Below are 19,580 nucleotides of genomic sequence, written 5' to 3' on the forward strand. Positions count from 1 at the left end.
ACCCGGGCCAGCACCCCCTTGGAACCACGAAGAAGACGGGAAACCCGCTATGGAACAGGTGCTTATGGCTCCTCAGGATATTCGTGCTGCCTATGCGCAGAAGACAGGCCAGCGAGACCGCGATTTCGCGGAATCGCTGGGGTTGAGCGAGGGCCAGCTGGTCGCGGCCTTTGCAGGGCAGGGCGTGACGCGGCTGAACCCCGGCCTTGACGGGCTGTTCGGCCAGTTGGCCGGCTTGGGCGAGGTCATGGCGCTGACGCGCAACCCGTCCTGCGTGATCGAAAAGATCGGGCGATACGACAATTACCACAGCGGCCAGCATGCCGCGATGGTGCTGACCGAAGAGATCGACCTGCGTATGTTCCCCGCGCAATGGCGCCATGTCCTTGCCGTCGAGCGGGAAACCGAGGCCGGTCTGCGCCGCTCGATCCAGGTGTTCGATGCGGCCGGGGACGCGGTTCACAAGATCTTCCTGCGCGATGGCTCGGACCTGGGCCACTGGGACAGTTTGGTTCGGACACTGGCCGCCGAGGATCAAGGCCAGACGATGACGGTCGCGCCGCGCAAACCGGCCGAAGCGCCCAAGGCCAATGCCGACAAGGCCGACGCGCTGCGCCGCGAATGGGCCAAGATGACGGACACGCACCAGTTCCTGCGCCTGACCTCGAAGCTCAAGATGAACCGGCTGGGCGCCTATCGCATCGCGGGCGAACCGCTGGCCCGCGCGGTTGATCCCGCGGCGGTCACCGACCTGTTCGAACAGGTGCGGGACCGGCACATCGAGGTGATGATCTTCGTCGGCAACCGCGGCTGCATCGAGATCCACGGCGGCCCGGTGCAAAATCTTCAGCAGATGGGGCCGTGGTTCAACGTGCTGGATCCGGGCTTCAACTTGCATCTGCGCAGCGATCACATCGCCGAGGTCTGGGCCGTCGATAAACCGACCCAGCGCGGGCCGGCGATCTCGGTCGAGGCTTTCGACGCGGACGGCGCCCTGATCCTGCAGATCTTCGGGCGCCGCACCGGCGAGGCCGATCATCGCCCCGCCTGGGATGCGCTGGTGGCCGCGCTGCCCGGCCCGGCTGATGCCGGAGCGGCATGATGCGGCGCCTGGTGGCACTCTGCGCGGCATTGCTGGTTTCGGCGGCGGCTGCGCAGGCCGAGAGCAAACGCGTGATCGCCATCGGCAGCTCGCTGACCGAGATCGTCCATGCCCTGGGCCAGCAGCACCGGCTGGTCGGCCGTGACCGCAGTTCGACCTGGCCGCCCGAGGCGGCGGATCTGCCCGATGTCGGGTATCGCCGGGCCCTGTCGCCCGAGGGCGTGCTGTCGGTTGCGCCCGACCTGATCCTTGCGCTCGAAGGGTCGGGCCCGCCCGAGACCATCGCGGTGCTGCAAGAGGCCGGCGTGGATTACGTCACCATTGCCGACGAGTTCTCGCGCGATGGCGTCATCGACAAGATCCGCGCCGTGGGGGCCGCGCTGCGGGTCGAGGCCGAGGCCGAAGCCCTGGCGGCCGAAACCGCGCGCCGGCTGGACCGGGCGCTGGCCCAGGCGTCCGCCGCGCAGGACGCGCCGGTGAAGGTGCTGTTCCTGCTTTCGGCTCGGGGCGGCGAGTTTGTCGTCGGTGGGGCCGAGACCCAGGCCGACACCATCATTCGGATGGCCGGAGGCAAAAACGCGGCCGCCGATGTGACGGGTTTCAAGACGATGACGCCCGAAGCCATGGCCGCCACCGCGCCAGACGTGATCCTGATGATGGAGCGTCAGGGCGGGCCGATCCTCTCGGAGGAAGAGCTGTTCGCGCTGCCCGCGGTCCGGCTGACTCCGGCAGGGCGGAACCGGGCGCTGATCCGGATGCCCGGCGCCTATCTGCTGGGCTTCGGCCCGCGCACCGCCGACGCGGTCATGGATCTGTCGGCCGCATTGCGGGGCGTCGGGGGCTCATGACACTGGCACTGGACAACGGCGCGCCCCCGTCCGCCGCGGCCCGCAGGTCGCGGGCGGCATGGGTGACCCTGGCCCTGGTCGGCCTTCTGGCCGTGACCAGCGTGGCCAGCATCTCGGTCGGCGCGTCCGAGGCTTCGTTGAAGATGGCCGCGTCGGATCTGCTGCATGGCCGGGGCCTGTCGGATCTGAACCGGATCGTGCTGTGGGACATCCGCCTGCCGCGGCTGGCGATGGGCATCCTGGTCGGGGCGGCGCTGGCGGTGTCGGGCGTGGTGATGCAGGGGCTGTTCCGCAACCCGCTGGCGGATCCGGGCATCGTCGGCGTCAGCGCCGGGGCGGGGTTGGGCGCGATCACCGCCATCGTCTTCGGCAACCTTCTGCCCGCCGCCGTTCTGGCCTGGATCGGCAGTGGCCTGGTCGCGGTTGCCGCCTTTCTGGGCGGCTGGGCGTCGGTTCTGATCCTCTATCGCGTTTCGACGCGTCAGGGGCAGACCTCGGTGGCCACGATGTTGCTGGCCGGCATCGCCCTGGCCGCCCTGTCGGGCGCGGTGTCGGGGGTCATGGTGTACATCGCCGACGATCAGCAGCTGCGCGATCTGACCTTCTGGGGCATGGGGTCGCTGGCCGGCGCAACCTGGACCAAACTCGCCACCGCCGCGCCCTTGATCCTGGCGTCGATCCTGTGCGCGCAGCGTCTGGCCCGCGCCCTGAACGGCCTGGCCATGGGCGAAGCGGTGGCGCATCACATCGGCATTCCGGTTCAACGCAGCAAGAACATCGCGATCCTGACGGTGGCCGCCGCCACCGGCGCGGCCGTGGCCGTGTCGGGCGGGATCGGGTTCATCGGCATCGTCGTGCCGCATCTGCTGCGGCTGGGCACCGGCCCCGATCACCACCGGCTGCTGATGAATTCCGCCTTGCTGGGCGCCGCCCTGTTGCTGGCCGCCGACATGATCAGCCGGGTGATCGTGGCCCCGGCCGAGCTGCCGATCGGCATCGTCACGGCCATTCTGGGCGCGCCGGTGTTCTTCTGGATTCTGCTGCGCCGCCACGGATCGATGGGAATGTGATTGATGAAAGCTGAAAATGTCAGCGTCCGCATCGGGCGCAAGCAGATCCTGCGCGATGTGGATTTTCTGGCCGAACCCGGACAGGTCACCGCGATCATCGGGCCCAACGGCTCGGGCAAATCCACCTTGCTCGGGGCGCTGTCGGGCGACATCCCGTACACCGGCCGGATCACCCTGAACGGCCACGACATCGCGGCGCTGCAGCCCTGGGAGCTGGCGGCGATGCGGGGCGTTCTTCCGCAATCCTCGGCGGTCGCCTTTCCCTTCACCGCGCTGGAAGTCGTACGGCTGGGCCTACCCGGTGGCCTGGCCGACGGCGACGACGCCCTACCGTCGCGCGCGCTGGCGCATGTGGATCTTGCGGGGTTCGAGCCGCGCTCGTACCAGAACCTGTCCGGCGGCGAGCAGCAACGCGTGCAGCTTGCGCGCGTTCTGACCCAGGTCTGGAGCGCGGTGCGGCGCGACCGGCCGCGCTGGCTGTTGCTGGACGAACCCGTCGCCAGCCTGGACATCGCGCATCAGTTCACGGTTCTGCGCATCGCGCGCGAATTCGCCGATCAGGGCGGGGGCGTTGTGGTCGTGATGCATGACCTGAACCTGACCGCGTTGTTCGCCGACAAGGTCTGCGTGCTGTCGAACGGAGAGGTCTGGCGCACCGGGGCGGTTTCGGACGTCATGACAGACGAGGTGATGCGGCAGGTCTATGGCATCGATTTACCGGTCAGCACGCTGCCGACAACTGACGTTCCGTTTGTCTTGCCGCAGGCGCTGGTTTGAGGCCCAATCCCCACTGAACCAAACTGCATGGCAGCCAGATTTCATGCTGCAGGCGTACCAATCCAACGCACGGTCTAACGGGCTTCACCCCGACGCGTGGGACCGTTATTCGGAATTTAGCGAAACCATTTTGCGAGAATTTCGAAACCGTGACCCCGGTTCGAAGTTGCGCTTGATGGGTCAAACTGCAGGTGCTTCACTTTTTTAAGTGCGGGGCGTGTTCACATGCGAAACGCGCTCAATACATCCGAGACGCTGACCCGATCTCGACGATCTGGCCCGTCCGCCCGATCGCTTTCGATCAACGAGAATCAGCGCCGAAGACGACCAACATGGAGAGATGCAACATGAACAAACTTGCTACGTTACTGGGGGGCGCATCGATGGCGGTCGCTGCCCCGGTTTTTGCTGCCGATATCGTGATCGGTGTGCCGAACTGGGCGTCGGTGAACGCCACCGCGCACATTCTTGAAGTCGTTATCGAAGAAAACCTTGGCCTTGATGTCGAATTGCAGAACGGCACCAACCCCATCGTTTTCGAAGCGATGGATTCCGGAGCGATGCACGTCCATCCGGAAGTCTGGATGCCGAACCAGCAGAACCTGCACGACACCTATGTCAAGCAGAACGGCACAGTCGTGATGAACGAGAACCCGGTTCAGGCCGAGCAGGGTATGTGCGTTCCGACCTACATTGCCGAGGAATATGACATCAAATCCATCGACGACCTGAGCGATCCGGACAAGATGGCCATCTTCGACACTGACGGAAACGGCACCCCGGAGGTCTGGATCGGCGCACCCGGCTGGGCGTCGACCGTGGTCGAGAAGATCCGCGCCAAGTCCTATGGCTATGACCAGATCTTCGAACTGACCGAGTACGAAGAAACCATCGCCTATGCCAACCTGGCAAACGCGACCAAGGCCGGCGATCCGTGGATCGGGTTCTGCTACAGCCCGCACTACATCTTCGTGACCCAGGATCTGACCGTGCTGGAAGAGCCGCCGCATGATCCGGCCACCTGGACGATCGTTCAGCCGACCGATGACCCGGACTGGCTGGACAAGTCCGAGGCCTCGACCGCGTGGAACGGGGCAACTCTACACCTGCACTACGCCAAAGAGCTTGAGGAAAATCACCCCGAGGTCGCGGCCCTGTTCCGCAACTACCAGATGCAGGGTGATGATCTGAGCGCGATGGGCAAGGCGCTGGCCGTGGACAACATAGAAGCAGCCGATTTCGCCCGCCAGTGGGTGGCTGAAAACGAAGACACCGTTATCGGCTGGCTGACGAACTAAATCACAAACGCATGGGGCCGTCGCGACTGATCGCGGCGGCCCTTTGCCTGTTTGCCGGGATGCAACCCCGTAGATGAGGGGCAAATGGACGAACCTGTCGTAAAACTAGAAAATGTCTGGAAAATTTTCGGCGCACGGGCCGAAGAAGCCATGGCTGCGGTCCGGAATGAAGGTATTGGAAAACCTGAAGTTCTTGAAAGATTCAATTGCGTGGTCGGCGTTCAAGGCGCCACATTCGAAGTGCCGCGCGGCGAGATTTTTTGCATCATGGGCCTGTCGGGTTCCGGCAAGTCGACCCTTGTGCGCCATGTCAATCGCCTGATCGAGCCCACGGCCGGAAAGATCGAGATCATGGGGCAGGACGTGTCCAAGATCTCCGAGTCCGAGCTGCGTCGCATTCGCGCCCAGCAGATCGGGATGGTGTTCCAGCACATGGCGCTGATGCCGCACCGCTCGGTGCGCGACAACGTGGCCTATCCGCTTGAGATCCGCAAAGTCTCGAAATCCAAGCGCTGGGCGGTGTCCGATCACGCGCTGGGACTGGTGGACCTGACCGGCTACGAGGACCGGCTGCCCAAGGAACTGTCCGGCGGGATGCAGCAGCGCGTGGGCATTGCGCGCGCGCTGGCCTCGGACCCGGAAATCCTGTTGATGGATGAACCATTCTCGGCACTGGACCCGCTGATCCGGCTGCAATTGCAGGATCAGTTCAAGGCGCTGGTTGCGCAGCTGAAAAAAACTACGCTGTTCATCACACATGACCTGGACGAGGCCATTCGCATCGGCCACCGCATCGCCATCATGAAGGACGGTGTGATCGTCCAGATCGGCACGCCCGAGGACATCGTGATGAACCCGGCCGACGACTACGTGCGCGAGTTCGTGCAGGGCATATCCAAACTCAAACTGGTCAAGGCGCATTCGATCATGGAGCCGCTGGACAGTTATTCCGGCCCGCTGGATGGCGCGCCGCGTGCCGATGAGGGCGCAGACCTCGACCAGCTGATCGACCTGGCCGTGAACACCGAGCTTCCGGTGGTGATCACCGATGGCGGTCAGGATGTCGGCGTCGTGACCAAACCACGCCTGTTGCGCGGAATTCAGGGGGGCAAAAATGACTGATGCAACCACGGAATTGAAAGTCACGGCCGCCTCCGACATCGAGGTGGACCGCGAGGCGCTGGATCGGTCGATCCATGAATTCGCCGGCCCCAACGGTGACTATTATGTCAACGCCTTTCACAAGATCCACGACGCGACCAGTCCGATCCCGAATACGTTCAACCTGTGGGCGGCGGTGCTGGGGCCGTTCTGGTCCGCCTCGCGGGCGATCTGGGGAATGTTCTGGACCTTCCTGATCCTTGAGATCATCGCCTGGGTGCAGATCGGTCGCGGTGCCTGGGGTAACCCGGGGGCCGATCTGGCCGAACGCGCGGCCCGTCAGCAGGAACGCGCAAATGAGCTGCTGGCCCGCGCGGCGGATGCAACCGAGAAGACAGACATAGACCGGTTCAACAAACTGGCCGCGAATATCCAGAAAGCGGCTGACAGCAGCCTTGAGAAAGCGCAGCTGGCACAGTCCGAAGCCCTGGGGATCATGGTCACCGGGCTTCTGATGCTGCTGGTTTTCAAGCTGGTTCAGGGGTTCTACGCTGACCGGGTGTACGAAAAACAGTACTCGAACTGGCGGATCAACCCCGACAACACCGAAAGCGGCCGCTCGACTCGGAACACGGTTCTGGGGGCAGTTCTGATCGCTGCGATCGGACCGCTGATCGTTTACAAATTTACGGTGAATGCCTCGCTTCCGCTGCTGGATGCCTTCCCCGAGAAACAAGTCTCCGAGATGATACTCGGGCCTGATCAGGGAACACTGTTCTCGGTCGTGGCCAGTTGGATGGAGGCCCGGATCGACGCCGCAGCCGCCGCGGGCGGAGACATTTTCGACGGGATTGTTGCCGGTGTGCGCTCGGTTCTGGACGGGCTGACCGTGGCCCTGATCGGGTCGCCCTGGCCGGTGGTCATGCTGGTGATCTGCGTGACCGCGTGGCGCGCGGCGGGTCCGCGCGTGGCGATCTTCACCGCCGCGTCGTTGGCCTATATCGCGCTGCTGGGCTATTGGGACGTGGCGATGGAGACGGTGGCTTTGGTGGGCGCGGCCGTGCTGCTGTGCGTCACCTTCGGCATTCCGCTGGGCATCTGGTTCGGCAAATCCAAACGCGCCTATCGCGCGGCCGAGCCTGTGCTGGACCTGATGCAAACCCTGCCGGCCTTCGTCTACCTGATCCCGATCATCGCCTTCTTTGGCACCGGCAACCCGCCGGGCATCCTTGCTACGATCATCTTCGGCATGCCGCCGGTGATCCGCCTGACGGCGCTGGGCATGCGCGGGGTGCCGGAAAGCATCAAAGAGGCCGCCGTGGCCTTTGGCGCCTCGAAATGGCAGTTGCTGAAGGACGTGGAAATCCCGCTGGCGCTGCCGTCGATCATGACCGGCGTGAACCAGACCATCCTGATGTGTCTGTCGATGGTCGTGATCATCTCGCTGATCGGCGGCGGGGGGCTGGGCAAGGAAATCCTTGAGGCGCTGCAATACGCGGCCAAGGGGCCGGGCCTGCTGGGTGGCTTTGCGATCCTGTTCCTGGCCATGGTCATGGATCGCATCGTTCAGGGCGCCTTCCGACGCGAAGACGAAAAGATCTGACGCGACAGCCGCCCCTCTGGAACACCAATTGGGGCGGTTTCACTTCAGGGCGGGGAGACACGATGGCGGACCGCTACGAACAATCCATGATGGACAACCTGTACTGGTGGGGCGTGCCGACCCTGTTCCGGTGCCCCCATGTGGGGCCGCAGGATCAGGATATCGCCCTTGTGGGCGTGCCGCATTCCGCCGGCAACGGCACCACCGAGCGCGACCAGCATCTGGGCCCGCGTGCGCTGCGTCATGTCTCCGCCGTGCAGCGCCGGGTGCATTCGCTGTTCCAGATCGATCCGTGGTCGAGCGCGCGCATTGCCGATGTTGGCGACGTGCCGTTCCCGCGCGCCAACGACAACGAGGATTGCATCGAGCGTATAACCGCCTTCTACCGTGACATCGACGCCGCCGGTGCGCGGCCCGTTTCGGTGGGCGGCGATCACTCGATCACGGGCGGGATCGTGCAGGCGCTGGGCCGAGGCGAACTGGCGGGCGGGCAACCGGTCAGCTTTCTGCATCTGGATGCGCATACGGATGTGTTCACCAAGGTCGATCATTTCCTGGGGGCCAAGAAGTCCGCCGCGCATTGGGGGGCTTACTTGGCCGATCAGGGGCAGGTGGACCCGACCCGGTCGATGCAGATCGGGTTGCGGGGGCATCCGCGCAGCCTCGACTGGCTGCAGCCTTCTTATGACTATGGGTACAACATCGTCACCATGCGCGAGTTCCGCCAGCGTGGCCTGGCCGATGTGGTGGCCCAAACGCGCGAGGTTCTGGGCGACCGGCCGGTCTACATCACCTTCGATCTCGACTGCCTTGATCCGACCATCGCGCCGGGCGTGTCGAACCTGGAACCCGGCGAAAAGGGTTTTGACGTCGACGAGGCCGTGGGCATCCTGCATGCCGCGCGGGGGCTGAACATCGTCGGCGGCGATGTGGTCTGCATGATGCCGACCAAGGACAGCCCCAACAACATCACCGCGCTGACGGCGGCGGCGGTCATGTTCGAGATGATCTCGATGATCGCCGAGAACGTCGCGCGGGCCTAGCGCCGCGCGTCGATCGCCTGCGCCAGCACGCACAGCAGTTCGAACATCAGCGAAATGCCCAGCCATGCGGTGCCGCCCGCCGGGTCAAACGGCGGCGAGACCTCGACCAGATCCGCGCCCACAAGGTTCAACCCTTCCAGCTTGCGGATGACCTGCTGAGCCTGAAAGCTGTTGGGGCCGCCGATCTCGGGCGTTCCGGTGCCGGGGGCGTGGGTCGGGTCCACGAAATCGATGTCATAGGTACAATAGCAGGGCGCGTCGCCGACGATGGAGCGGACCTCGGCCATGACATCGTCGATGCCGCGGTCAAACAGCTCTTCGATGCGGATGATGCGGATGCCTTGCGCCTCGCCCCATTCGATATCCTCGGTGTTGTAGGCCGTGCCGCGAATGCCCACCTGCACGAAGCGTTCGGGATCGACCAATCCTTCCTCGACCGCGCGGCGGAACGGGGTGCCGTGGGTGTATTTGTGCCCGCCGAAATAGCTGTCGAACAGGTCGGTATGGCTGTCGAACTGGATCAGCCCCAGCGGGCCGTCGCTGGCCAGCGCCCGCAGGACGGGCAGGGTGGTCAGGTGATCGCCGCCCGCCGTCAGGGGCACGATGCCGCGCAGCATCAGGTCAGTGTAGAAGCGGGTGACGCGGTCCAGCGTATCCTCGATATCCACCGGGTTGGGCGGCACGTCACCCAGGTCGGCACAGTTGACCAGTTCGAACGGGGCAACCCCGGTCACCGGGTTCATGGCGCGGATCATGGTGGACTGGTCGCGCAACTGCCGCGGCCCGTGCCGCGCGCCGGGCCGGTTGGTGGTGCCCCCGTCCCAGGGGATGCCGACCAGCCCAAGCTCGACCAGATCCATCCGGTCGTCGTCCGCGGTCAGGGCCGGCAGACGCATGAAGGTAGGGACACCGGCAAAGCGCGCCAGCTCCATCGCCGAGACGGGTTGAAAGAACGCATTTGCCATGAGGCCCCCTGTGTCGTCATTTGCCCGAGCCTAGCGCCAAGCCCGCGTCAAAAACACCCAGTCCGCGACACAGCAACGTCGGATCAGGACAGAATCCGGAAAATGGCGCGGATCTCGGCCTCCTGTTCGGGGCTGAGGTATTGCGGGTGATGCGTGCGCAGGATTTCACGCGCGCGGTCGCGGGCGGTGGACCAGGCATCGCGGGCGCCGCTGTCCTGCCAGCTGCGCGGCTCGGCCCGGTCGGCAAGGGCGGGGTAGAAATAGTCACGCTCCATCGCCGCATGGGTGTGGGCGCTGCCCAGGAAATGGCCCTCGCCCAGAACTGATTGGCAGATCGTGTCAAAGCCCAGGTTTTCTTCGGTCACCTCGATCCCGCGCAGGGCGCGATAGGTGTGCGAGTGCATTTCGTCATCCAGCACGAACCCCTCGAAGCTGACCCCCAGCAGCGAGGCCGTCATGCCCGAGCTTTCATAGATCAGGTTGCCCCCGGCCAGCGCGGCGGCCAGCGAGGTGATGCCTTTTTCGGCGCCGTATTGCGCGTCGATGGCCTTGGCATCGGTCATCGAACAGGCCACGCCCGAGGGCAGCCCTAGCCAGTTGGTGATCTGGGCCGAGGCCGCGTTCAGCACGGCGGTTTCGCCACTGCCGCCCGAAAACGCGCCGGTGCGCAAATCGATGATGAAGGGCCAGTTGGAAAACACCATGGGAAAGCCCGGCCGGATCGCGTTGACCATGACCAGGCTGGCCAGGGTTTCGGCCAGTGACTGGGCCAGAAACCCGGCCATGGTGGCGGGCGCGGTTGCCCCGGCCTGGGCTGCTGTGATGCAGGACATGGGGATGTTGTGCGCGATGCATTCATAGACCACGTCCACCGCATCTTCGCCGTACCGCAAGGGTGAGATCACCGGGCTGATATGCGCCTTCAGGAACGGGCGTTCCGAAAAGGCGCCCTGGCCTCCGGCGGCGATGTCCAGCATCCGCACGATGGGCGCGACATGTTCGGCCAACGTGAACGAGGTCGCCACCGGTTTGGTGGTATTTCGGATCAGCGCATAGGCGGTATTCACGTCCAGATCGAAATTGTCCGGCACGTCGGTGGCGACGCAGCATCGGGTGAACCAGCTGACATTGGCCAGCGTGTCCTGAAGGCGGGTGAAATCATGCAGATCGGCCAGGGTCGACGGGCGATAGAGCCCGCTGTCCAGGTCCAGCGTCTGGACCGCCGCTCCGCCGGTGCCGAAATGCACGCGGTCGCCGCCCACCCCGATCGACCGGGCCGGGTCGCGCCCGTGCAGGGTAAACCGCTTGGCGGCCCGCCGGACCGCGCCTTCGACCATCGCTCGTGGAAAGACCAGCCGTCCCGGCGGGCCGGGCCGCGCGCCAGCGGCGATCAGGTCCTGTGCCAAGCGGTCGGGCACTTCACCCATGCCCAGCGTTTCCAGTAGGCGCACGGCGGTGTCGTGGATTGCCGCGATCTCGGGCAAGGTCAGGGGTTTGTACTGCCCGCCGATCTGGCCGGGCGGGCAGGGGTCAAATGCCGGTTTGGCCGCCCGTTGCGCCAGCCTGGCCCGCCGCCCGCCGCGTTTGCCCTGTTCTGGCATCTCCGAAGGCTCCTGATCCGATCCTGTCCTGCAGGGTATGCGGCAACGCGGGGTGCAGCCAAAGCGGAAATGCCGTTTTGAGAAATCTCAATTCCCGTTTCGATTTTTCGGGACCGGCCACTGCGCCATTGCCCGCCCGCTGCGCCGTTCGGCAGGGTTCGGGGAACGTCAGAAGGAGCACACCCATGAAATCGCGCACCAAGGTCGTGGTGATCGGCGGCGGAATAGCCGGTTGTTCAACCCTGTATCACCTGACGCAGGAAGGCTGGAGCGACGTGGTTCTGGTAGAGCGCAACGAGCTGACATCCGGCACCACATGGCATTCGGCCGCGCAGGTGACGAATTTCGGAATGAACCAGACGATGGTGGGGCTCAAGTCGCATTCGATCCGCCTGTATAAGGAACTGGCCGAGGACCCGGACTATCCGATCAACTACCATCATGGCGACGGCGGCATCCGGTTGGCCAATACCGAAGCGCAGATGCAGGGCTATCGCCATTTCGCGTCGATGGCGCGAGGGATGGACGTGCATTTCGAGGTGATCGACGCGCAGGAATGCGCCCGCCGCCACCCGCTGATTTCCACCGAGAACCTGCTGGGCGGGTTGTGGGATCCGCTGGACGGAGACATCGACCCCGCCCAGCTGTGTCAGGCGCTGGCGCGGCGGGCGCGTAAGGCCGGGGCCGAAGTCTATCGCAACACGCCGGTCACGGCCCTGACCCAGCACAGGGACGACACCTGGACCGTTCATACCGAGCACGGCGACATCGACTGTGACATCGTGGTGAACGCCTGCGGTTACCGTGTGAACGAGGTGGGCGCGATGATGGGCGTGCACCATCCCGTGGCCTCGATGGAGCACCAGTATTTCCTGACCGAGGAAATCCCCGCGATCCGCGATGCCGGCCACCGCATGCCGCTGCTGCGCTGCCCGATCAGCGATTACTACTGCCGGCAGGAAAAGAACGGGCTGCTGTTGGGTTTCTACGAGCAGGACTGCAAGACCTGGGGCATGGACGGGATCGACCCGAATTTCGTCAACGCGCTGTGCCCGGACGATCTGGACCGGGTGACCGATGTGCTGGAAGGCGCCTTTGCCCGCATGCCCGCGCTGATGGAGGCCGGGATCCACACGGTCGTCAACGGCCCTATCACCTACACGATCGATGGTGCACCCCTGGTCGGGCCGATCCCCGGCAAGCGCAACGCATTCTGCATCATCGGCCTGCGGGCCGGGCTGGGTGAGGGGGGCGGTCACGGCTGGCTTCTGGCCCAGCAGATCGTGCATGGGGAGGCCTGCTATGACACCTGGTGCCTCGACCCGCGCCGGTTCGCCGGGCATGCCAATGTCGAGCTGACCGCGCTGAAGGCGATCGAGGATTACCAGAACGAGTTCCGCTTTCACTTTCCGCACGAACACCGCCCCGCCGGGCGGCCCGCCAAGACAACGCCGCTGACCCCGGTTTTGGCCGCCGAGGGCGCGGAATTTACCGTGGTGAATGGCTGGGAGCGGGTCGAGTACATCAAGCCCGCGCCCGATTTCACGCCGACACTCAGTTTCGATTTTGACGAAACATTCGACGTGATCGCCGCCGAGGTTGCCAATGTGCAGCAGAATGCCGGGCTGGCCGAGGTGAACGGGTTCAACCGGATCGAGATCACCGGTACCGACCGGCATGCGTTCCTCGACCGGATGATCTGCGGCGCGCTGCCCCGTCGCCCGGGGCGGGTGGGGTTGGCCTATCTGCTGAACCATCAGGGCATGGTCAAGGCCGAGGCGACCATCGCAAATCTGCCCGCCAGTGACCGGGGGCCGGATCGGGTTTGGTACGGCTCGGCCGCAGCGGCCGAACTGCATGACATGGATTGGCTGTCCCGGCACATCGCCCCCGACGAGGACGTGCAGTTGCGTAGCCTGACCAACGACCAGACCATCCTGGTTCTGGCCGGGCCACGGGCGCGTGACGTGCTGTCGGCCTGTTCGCGCGGGGATTGGTCGCGGGACGCCTTCCCGTGGCTCAGCGTGCGCGAGTGCTTTGTCGGCATCGCGCCCGCCACCGTGATGGGTGTCAGTTTCTCGGGCGAACTGGCCTATGAGATCCATGTGCCCAACGCCTCGCTTTATGCGGCCTATCTTGCGCTGCGACAGGCCGGACAGGCCTTTAGCCTACAATTGTTCGGCGCGCGGGCGATCGAGTCGATGCGGATGGAGAAGACCTTCCTGCATTGGAAGGCCGACCTGATCACCGAATATGACCCGTTCGAAACTGGGTTGGGCCGCTTTGTTAGGCTGGACAAGCCGGAGTTCATCGGGCGCGCGGCGCTGATCGAACGGCAAGCCAATGGGCCGTCGCGCAAGCTGGTTGCCCTGCAAGTGCAGGCCACGCACGCGCCCGCGCAACCCGGTGCGTCACTGATGGTCGGGGATCGGGTGGTGGGAACGGTGACCTCAGGCGAGTGGGGGCATCGCACCGGGCTGAACCTGGCGCATGCCTTTGTCGAGCCGCACCTGTCAGCCGAGGGCAGCGAGATGATGCTGGACCTGTGTGGTGACAGGGTTCCGGCGCGGGTGATCCCTGCCTGCCCCTACGATCCCGAGTTCACCCGCATGCGCAGCTAATGGGTGTGACCAACATTCACCATTGCCCGAAAGCAAAAACTCTGTTTCGCTAGTTTCGATGAAATCGAAATTGCGGGAGGGTTTTGCCCCGTGTCCAAAACACTGAGCCTGCGCTGGTTGGAAGTGTTCCGCCTGATCGCCAAGTCCGGTTCGATTCAGCAGGTGGCCTCGGAAACGGGTTTGTCGATCAGCACCGTTTCCAACCATCTTCGCAGCCTGGAAGACGCCCTTGGCATCGCACTTGTGGATCACGGCCGTCGTCCGATGAGCCTGACACCGGCTGGCGAGGTATTTTCGCGCTATGTACGCGATGGCCTGACCGTGTTGAAGCGGGGCGAGGCCGAGATCCGGTCTGGCAACTGGCGCCACGCCACCGATCTGCGGCTGGCCCTGGTGGATGATTTCGACAACCAGATCGCGCCTGAACTGATCCGGTTCCTGGCCCATGCGCTGCCGCGCTGCAATTTCCGGCATTTCACACGGCCCAGCCACGAGATCATCGAGAAATTGCAGGAGCACAAGCTGGACGCGGGCGTGGCGACCCGACCGCCCGGCGGCACACAGGGCCTGATCGAATATCCTTTGATGCGAGATCCGTTCATCGTGATCGTGCCCGAAAAGTTCAAAGGCGAGGTGCAGGACCTGTTCTCGCCCCATTCTGACCTGCCGCTGCTGCGGTATTCGCGAGACTACACGATCGGCAAGCAGATCGAGATCCAGCTCACGCGCAACAAGTACAACCTGCCCAACCGGTTCGAACTGGAATGCAACCAGTCGATCATGGGGTTGGTGGCCGAAGGCAGCGGATGGGCGATCACCACGGCCGGGTGTTTCCATCGGGCGCATCGCTATCATGACTCGGTGCGGGCAACGCCTTTTCCGGGTCGGAACTTTGTCAGGATCGTTTCTCTGTTCACGACCGAGGTTTATCCGGACACTACTTCTAAACTGATCCACAAGGCCCTCAGCAGCTTGATCCGGCAGTATTTTACCGAACCGATGTGCAAGCGGCATTTGTGGCTGAAGGGTGATTTCCGGACGATGGAAGATCAGGCCGCCTGACCCCGTCACGCGGATCACCCCGAGTTGGCAGGACCCAAGGACTGTCGTTCGACGATATGCGTGAACAAGTGTTCACCGGCCGCCGGGGCCCTTTTTTCTACCATTTCGATCAATGCCTTGGCGGCTTTTCTACCCATTTCCCGATGCGGCACGTGCACGGTCGTCAGCGCCGGGCGCAGGATCCGGGCCAGTTCGATGTCATCGAACCCGGTGATCGAGACATCCTGCGGCACTTTCAGCCCCATGTCCTGAGCCCTGAGCAAGGCGCCAGCGGCCAACACATCGTTGCCGCACATGACAGCCGTCGGCGGCGCGTCCTGCGACATGAGGCGCGCGAAGGCTTCTGCGCCGTTTTCGATCTCGTACGGAGTCTCGATGACCTGAAGCATCTGCTGGTCAAGCCCGTGCTGCCGAACTGCGTCGCGCACCCCGTCCAATCGAAGGCGCGCGCGGTCGTTGCCGTGGGTGATGCCCGATATCACCGCAAGCCGTCTGTGCCCGAGGTCGATGACCCTTTTCGCCAACTCGTACATGGCCGCCCGGTTGTCGAAACCGATGGAGGGCAAACGCCCGTCCGGGGAAAATGACCACGCGACCAGCGCCGGAATTTCCCGGTGTTCAAGAAATTCGTAGATGCGCGACGCCCGGTCGTGTCCGATCAGCAGCAGGCCATCGGCGCCGCGGGCGACCAGAGTTCGGATCTGCTCTTCTTCGGTGGCCGGTTTGTAGGCCGAACTGGATACCAGCAGCGTATATCCATGTTGGTGCAGCTCTTCCTGAAAGGCCTGCAAGCCGCGCGCAAAGATGGCGTTCTCCATCGTCGGGATGATCGCGCCGATGGTAAACGTGCGTTTGGCCGCCATGACCCGAGCCGCGAAATTCGGTGTATAGCCCAGCGCCTCGATCGCCGACTGCACGCGTTCGCGGGTCGCTTCTACAACCCGATCCGGCGTATTGATGCAGCGCGAGACCGTAGCCGTGGAAACGCCCGCCTTTCTGGCAACGTCATCCAGTGTCGGGGCGGGCTTCAGCTTCGACATTTCCAAACCTAATCTTTGCTCTGTCCAATTCTAACCGGATCGGGTTGGCAATGAAAGTTGAAATGTAAGCGCTTGCATTTTCCATGTAAGCGCTTACAAATGGCTTCAGTGCCGATTCTACCCGGAGTCCCGAACATGTTTCTTGCCGCATCCGCCATCGTCTTCGTCGTCTATTTCGCGAACGTGGCGCTGGGTGCGTTCGCAGGCCGCGCGTTTCTTGGGGACGTGGGTGAGATGCTGGTTCTGTTCGCGGCGTCGATCCTGTTCGTTGTCGCAATTCTGAAAAAAGAGGCCGCACGCGAGGAGAGCGGCGGCTGAATTTTTCCAATGGGAGGGCAATCAATGAACAAAGATCAAATGGAACTGGCGTCAGCTGAACGCCGCAATTTCCTGAAACTCAGTGCCAGCGGCGCGTTCACGGCCGCGCTAGTGGCGGGCGCAAGCGGCGTGTTGTGGTCATCCGAGGCCGCGGCGCAGACCGCGAAGGAGGAAAAGGAACGCGAACAAGCCGCCGAGCATGTGATGACGGTCGCTACGGCTTATGTGCTGGGCGCCTCGCGCAGCTATCCGATCATGCAGCTGGACCTGAAGGAGAACATCCAGAACGCAACCAACGGCAAGGTCTATGTCAAGCTGGCCCCGGGCGGGCAGCTGGGCGCGGGCGGCGCATTGGTGCAGAAGGTGCAGGGTGGAACCATCCAGGCCGCGCAGCATTCGCTGTCGAACTTCGCACCCTTCGCTTCGACCGTGGACCTGATCAACATGCCGTATCTGTGCGGCTCGAACCAGCGGTTCACCAACCTGGTGCATTCCGACACCTGGAAGAACGAAGTGCACCCCAAGGTCGAGGCCGCAGGCTTCAAGGCGCTGTTCTATGTCGTGATCGACCCGCGCGTCGTGGCCGTGCGCCAGGGCGGAAATGCCATCATTACCCCATCGGACATGAGCGGTGTGAAGTTCCGCGTGCCCGGGTCCAAGATGCTGCAGCAATACTACCGCATGGCCGGCGCCAACCCGACGCCCGTTGCCTGGGGTGAGACCCCCTCGGCCATCAAGCAGGGCGTGGCGGATGCGCTCGACCCGTCGGTCGGTGCGCTCTATGTGTTTGGGTTCAAGGATATTCTGTCTCACGTCACCTTCACCCAGGCGGTGCCGGACAGCCAAGTCTATTCCTGCAATCTGGAATGGTTCAACTCGATGCCGGCCGACGTGCAAGAGGGCATCATGTGGGGCTCGGAGATGACCAGCCACCAGAACCTTGCCAAGGTCCCCTCGGCCCGCGCCTATGCCATGGCCGAGCTGAACAAGGCCGGAGTCGAGTTCCACTCGTTGACCGACGACCAACTGGCCGAGTGGCAGGAGGCCGGCGGTTATCAGCGCTCGGAGTGGGACCCCTTCAAGACCGAGCTGGCCGGGTCGATGGATGCCTTCGAAAAGCTGGTCGAGGCGGCCGGTACCCAAGGCAAATACTACGTCCACGACGCCTGATGCGAACCGGGCGGGCGCCGGACGCGCGCCCGCCTTTTCGTCAGACCTGCAGGGCCTGAGCTTTCAGGCCCATCCCCCCAGCCTTGCCGAGGGAAGCGATGTCCTTACTCAAAACCATAGACCGCAATGCCGAACGCTGGCTGCTTCTGGTGTTCTACGTGATGCTCGTCATCACGATGGCAATCGAGGTGCTGCGGCGCGAGATCTTCGCCTATTCCTCGATCTGGGGCGAGGAGATCGTCCGCTATTCCTTCATCTATCTGGCCTGGATCGGCGCAGCGGCGGCGGTCAAGGAACGCGCCCATATCCGGATCGACGTGATCATGCATTACCTCGGCCCCCGGCCCAAGGCGGTGCTGTATATCTTCGGTGATCTGGTGATGTTCGCGGTGGCGGTCATCGCGCTCTACTGGTCCTACGAGGCGGTGCATGTCTCGGCCAAGTTCGGTTCGGTCACTGACGGGTTGCGGGTCTCGAAGGTGTGGTTCCTGATGGCGGTGCCCACGGGCTTTGCTCTGATGATCTGGCGCCTGATCCAATCGTTGATGAATGACATCAAAAGTCTTCGTGACGGCACGCCCGTCTTCGAAGGCGACAAGCTGTTTGACTGAGGAGAAACCGGATGCTTTGGAGTTCTCTCAATCAAACGGTCGAACTGGGCTGGGATTTCTACCTACCCGTGATCCTGTTCGTCGGCCTGATCGCGCTGGCGGTTCCGGTCTGGGCCGCGATCGGCTCGGCTGCGATCGTGATGCTGATCATGTCGGGCGATCTGCCGCTGAGCCTTGTGGGCGAAAGCCTGTTCACCGGCATCGACGCCTTTGCCCTGACCGCGGTGCCGCTGTTCATCCTGACCGGCGACGTGCTGGTGCGCACCGGGTTGTCGCGCAAGTTTCTGGACGTGGCCGAGGCGCTGACCTGTTTCGCCAAGGGCGGGTTCGGCTCGGCCACGGTTCTGGTCTGCGGCATGTTCGCGGCCATTTCCGGCTCTGACGCGGCGGGGGCGGCGGCGGTGGGTCGGATGACGATCAACCGACTGGTCGAAAGCGGCTATCCGCGACCCTATGCATGTGCGCTGGTGGCGGCGGGGGCCTGTACCGGCATCCTGATCCCGCCCTCGATTGCCTATATCATCATCGGGCTCGTGCTGGGTATCTCGGCCTCGACCCTGTTTCTGGCTGCTCTGATCCCGGGGTTGGCGATCCTGATCTCGATCCTCGTGACCAATATCATCATGAACCGTCTCTACGCCTACGAGGGCGGCGGGATGATGACCATGGGCGAATGGCTGGCCAACCTGGGCAAGGCGCTGAAGTCGGGCTGGTACGCCTTCATCGTGCCGGGCATCATCTTCTATGGCATCTTTTCGGGTCGCCTGACCCCGACCGAGGCCGGCGCGACCGCCGTCGTCGTCACCATCATCATGGGGTTCATCCTGCGCACGCTGACGCTGGCGGACTTCCCGTCGATGCTGGTCAGCTCGGCCAAGGTGAACGGGGTTATCCTGCCGATCATCGCCTTCTCGGCCCCGCTGGCCGAGGCGCTGGCGATCATGGGCGTGCCGCAGGGCTTCGTGGCCTCGGTGACCTCGCTGACCGAGGATCCGTTCCTGCTGATCCTGCTGATGATCGGCATTCTGATCGCGGCCGGTTGCGTCATGGAGACGACACCGAATATCGTCATCCTGGCCCCGATCCTGAAACCGCTGGCGGACAATATCGGCATGAACGAGATCCAGTTCTGTATCATGATGATCACCGCGCTGGGCGTTGGCTTCATCACGCCGCCACTGGGGCTGAACCTGTTCGTGGTATCGGGGATCACGGGTGAATCCATCCTCAAGATCGCAGCCCGCGCCGTGCCCTTCGTGCTGACCATGCTGATCGTCGTCATCCTGATCGCCTACGTTCCGGCGCTGTCGACCACTTTGCTTCCTGAAATCTACCAATAGGATCTTCTGA

The 19,580-nt window shown here is 63.7% G+C and carries 17 protein-coding genes; 14 read left to right on the forward strand and 3 right to left on the reverse strand.

Features of this window, described 5'->3' with window-relative positions:
• Positions 1-49: 49 nt before the first annotated feature.
• From ACR0JC_RS07675 to ACR0JC_RS07710, 8 genes are all read left to right on the forward strand, one after another.
• The gene (locus tag ACR0JC_RS07675) at positions 50-1,102 is read left to right on the forward strand and encodes a hemin-degrading factor (RefSeq protein WP_170340217.1); all 1,053 of its coding nucleotides are present in this window, start codon (positions 50-52) and stop codon (positions 1,100-1,102) included.
• The gene (locus ACR0JC_RS07680; RefSeq protein ID WP_367647291.1) at positions 1,102-1,950 is read left to right on the forward strand and encodes a heme/hemin ABC transporter substrate-binding protein; all 849 of its coding nucleotides are present in this window, start codon (positions 1,102-1,104) and stop codon (positions 1,948-1,950) included. Before ACR0JC_RS07675 ends, ACR0JC_RS07680 begins: the two co-directional genes overlap by 1 nt.
• A complete protein-coding gene (locus tag ACR0JC_RS07685) occupies positions 1,947-3,020 on the forward strand; it encodes a FecCD family ABC transporter permease (protein ID WP_170340221.1) in 1,074 nt (357 codons plus the stop codon). The genes ACR0JC_RS07680 and ACR0JC_RS07685 overlap by 4 nt, the downstream gene beginning before the upstream one ends.
• Positions 3,021-3,023: 3 nt before the next feature.
• A complete protein-coding gene (locus tag ACR0JC_RS07690; RefSeq protein ID WP_437342833.1) occupies positions 3,024-3,797 on the forward strand; it encodes a heme ABC transporter ATP-binding protein in 774 nt (257 codons plus the stop codon).
• A 347-nt stretch (positions 3,798-4,144) separates the two neighbouring features.
• Entirely contained in the window at positions 4,145-5,095 is a 951-nt protein-coding gene (locus ACR0JC_RS07695) for an ABC transporter substrate-binding protein (RefSeq protein ID WP_170340226.1), read from the forward strand.
• Between the two features lie 84 nt (positions 5,096-5,179).
• Positions 5,180-6,217 carry a quaternary amine ABC transporter ATP-binding protein gene (locus ACR0JC_RS07700; RefSeq protein ID WP_170339611.1) on the forward strand — a complete coding sequence of 346 codons (1,038 nt, stop codon included), beginning with the start codon at positions 5,180-5,182 and terminating at the stop codon, positions 6,215-6,217.
• Entirely contained in the window at positions 6,210-7,799 is a 1,590-nt protein-coding gene (locus ACR0JC_RS07705; protein ID WP_170340229.1) for an ABC transporter permease, read from the forward strand. Before ACR0JC_RS07700 ends, ACR0JC_RS07705 begins: the two co-directional genes overlap by 8 nt.
• 62 nt (positions 7,800-7,861) lie before the next feature.
• Positions 7,862-8,842: an arginase family protein gene (locus tag ACR0JC_RS07710; protein WP_170340231.1), complete on the forward strand. Its 981-nt coding sequence runs from the start codon at positions 7,862-7,864 to the stop codon at positions 8,840-8,842.
• Here the strand turns inward: ACR0JC_RS07710 and ACR0JC_RS07715 are convergent.
• Together ACR0JC_RS07715 and ACR0JC_RS07720 are read right to left on the reverse strand one after the other, a co-directional pair.
• The gene (locus ACR0JC_RS07715) at positions 8,839-9,807 is read right to left on the reverse strand and encodes an agmatinase (protein ID WP_093964484.1); all 969 of its coding nucleotides are present in this window, start codon (positions 9,805-9,807) and stop codon (positions 8,839-8,841) included. The genes ACR0JC_RS07710 and ACR0JC_RS07715 overlap by 4 nt on opposite strands.
• A gap of 83 nt (positions 9,808-9,890) precedes the next feature.
• The gene (locus tag ACR0JC_RS07720) at positions 9,891-11,408 is read right to left on the reverse strand and encodes a trimethylamine methyltransferase family protein (RefSeq protein WP_170340232.1); all 1,518 of its coding nucleotides are present in this window, start codon (positions 11,406-11,408) and stop codon (positions 9,891-9,893) included.
• 185 nt (positions 11,409-11,593) lie between these two features.
• On the opposite strand from ACR0JC_RS07720, the gene ACR0JC_RS07725 reads away from it, so the two are divergent.
• Together ACR0JC_RS07725 and ACR0JC_RS07730 are read left to right on the forward strand one after the other, a co-directional pair.
• Positions 11,594-14,029: a GcvT family protein gene (locus tag ACR0JC_RS07725; protein ID WP_170340234.1), complete on the forward strand. Its 2,436-nt coding sequence runs from the start codon at positions 11,594-11,596 to the stop codon at positions 14,027-14,029.
• 90 nt (positions 14,030-14,119) lie between these two features.
• On the forward strand, positions 14,120-15,091 hold the full coding sequence (locus tag ACR0JC_RS07730; protein WP_170339623.1) for a LysR family transcriptional regulator: 972 nt from the start codon (positions 14,120-14,122) through the stop codon (positions 15,089-15,091).
• Between the two features lie 14 nt (positions 15,092-15,105).
• Here ACR0JC_RS07730 and ACR0JC_RS07735 read toward each other — a convergent pair whose 3' ends face one another.
• A complete protein-coding gene (locus tag ACR0JC_RS07735; RefSeq protein ID WP_170340236.1) occupies positions 15,106-16,131 on the reverse strand; it encodes a LacI family DNA-binding transcriptional regulator in 1,026 nt (341 codons plus the stop codon).
• 135 nt (positions 16,132-16,266) lie between these two features.
• On the opposite strand from ACR0JC_RS07735, the gene ACR0JC_RS07740 reads away from it, so the two are divergent.
• From ACR0JC_RS07740 to ACR0JC_RS07755, 4 genes are all read left to right on the forward strand, one after another.
• Positions 16,267-16,449, forward strand: a complete 183-nt coding sequence (locus ACR0JC_RS07740) for a hypothetical protein (protein ID WP_170340238.1) — start codon at positions 16,267-16,269, stop codon at positions 16,447-16,449.
• A 24-nt stretch (positions 16,450-16,473) separates the two neighbouring features.
• On the forward strand, positions 16,474-17,619 hold the full coding sequence (locus tag ACR0JC_RS07745) for a TRAP transporter substrate-binding protein (RefSeq protein ID WP_170340240.1): 1,146 nt from the start codon (positions 16,474-16,476) through the stop codon (positions 17,617-17,619).
• 98 nt (positions 17,620-17,717) lie between these two features.
• The gene (locus ACR0JC_RS07750; RefSeq protein WP_093964490.1) at positions 17,718-18,230 is read left to right on the forward strand and encodes a TRAP transporter small permease; all 513 of its coding nucleotides are present in this window, start codon (positions 17,718-17,720) and stop codon (positions 18,228-18,230) included.
• 11 nt (positions 18,231-18,241) lie between these two features.
• Positions 18,242-19,570, forward strand: coding sequence for a TRAP transporter large permease (locus ACR0JC_RS07755; protein ID WP_170340241.1), 1,329 nt, complete (start codon positions 18,242-18,244; stop codon positions 19,568-19,570).
• Positions 19,571-19,580: the final 10 nt, after the last annotated feature.

The organism is Ruegeria sp. CH5 (genome assembly GCF_056537025.1).

Bases quoted from the DNA above. Each gene is read 5' to 3' on its own strand.
- ACR0JC_RS07700 (WP_170339611.1), top strand. From the start codon at position 5,180: ATGGACGAACCTGTCGTAAAACTAGAAAATGTCTGGAAAATTTTCGGC.
- ACR0JC_RS07705 (WP_170340229.1), top strand. From the start codon at position 6,210: ATGACTGATGCAACCACGGAATTGAAAGTCACGGCCGCCTCCGACATC.
- ACR0JC_RS07710 (WP_170340231.1), top strand. From the start codon at position 7,862: ATGGCGGACCGCTACGAACAATCCATGATGGACAACCTGTACTGGTGG.
- ACR0JC_RS07720 (WP_170340232.1), bottom strand. From the start codon at position 11,408: ATGCCAGAACAGGGCAAACGCGGCGGGCGGCGGGCCAGGCTGGCGCAA.
- ACR0JC_RS07680 (WP_367647291.1), top strand. From the start codon at position 1,102: ATGCGGCGCCTGGTGGCACTCTGCGCGGCATTGCTGGTTTCGGCGGCG.
- ACR0JC_RS07750 (WP_093964490.1), top strand. From the start codon at position 17,718: ATGTCCTTACTCAAAACCATAGACCGCAATGCCGAACGCTGGCTGCTT.
- ACR0JC_RS07715 (WP_093964484.1), bottom strand. From the start codon at position 9,807: ATGGCAAATGCGTTCTTTCAACCCGTCTCGGCGATGGAGCTGGCGCGC.
- ACR0JC_RS07675 (WP_170340217.1), top strand. From the start codon at position 50: ATGGAACAGGTGCTTATGGCTCCTCAGGATATTCGTGCTGCCTATGCG.
- ACR0JC_RS07740 (WP_170340238.1), top strand. From the start codon at position 16,267: ATGTTTCTTGCCGCATCCGCCATCGTCTTCGTCGTCTATTTCGCGAAC.
- ACR0JC_RS07695 (WP_170340226.1), top strand. From the start codon at position 4,145: ATGAACAAACTTGCTACGTTACTGGGGGGCGCATCGATGGCGGTCGCT.
- ACR0JC_RS07745 (WP_170340240.1), top strand. From the start codon at position 16,474: ATGAACAAAGATCAAATGGAACTGGCGTCAGCTGAACGCCGCAATTTC.
- ACR0JC_RS07735 (WP_170340236.1), bottom strand. From the start codon at position 16,131: ATGTCGAAGCTGAAGCCCGCCCCGACACTGGATGACGTTGCCAGAAAG.
- ACR0JC_RS07725 (WP_170340234.1), top strand. From the start codon at position 11,594: ATGAAATCGCGCACCAAGGTCGTGGTGATCGGCGGCGGAATAGCCGGT.
- ACR0JC_RS07685 (WP_170340221.1), top strand. From the start codon at position 1,947: ATGACACTGGCACTGGACAACGGCGCGCCCCCGTCCGCCGCGGCCCGC.
- ACR0JC_RS07755 (WP_170340241.1), top strand. From the start codon at position 18,242: ATGCTTTGGAGTTCTCTCAATCAAACGGTCGAACTGGGCTGGGATTTC.
- ACR0JC_RS07690 (WP_437342833.1), top strand. From the start codon at position 3,024: ATGAAAGCTGAAAATGTCAGCGTCCGCATCGGGCGCAAGCAGATCCTG.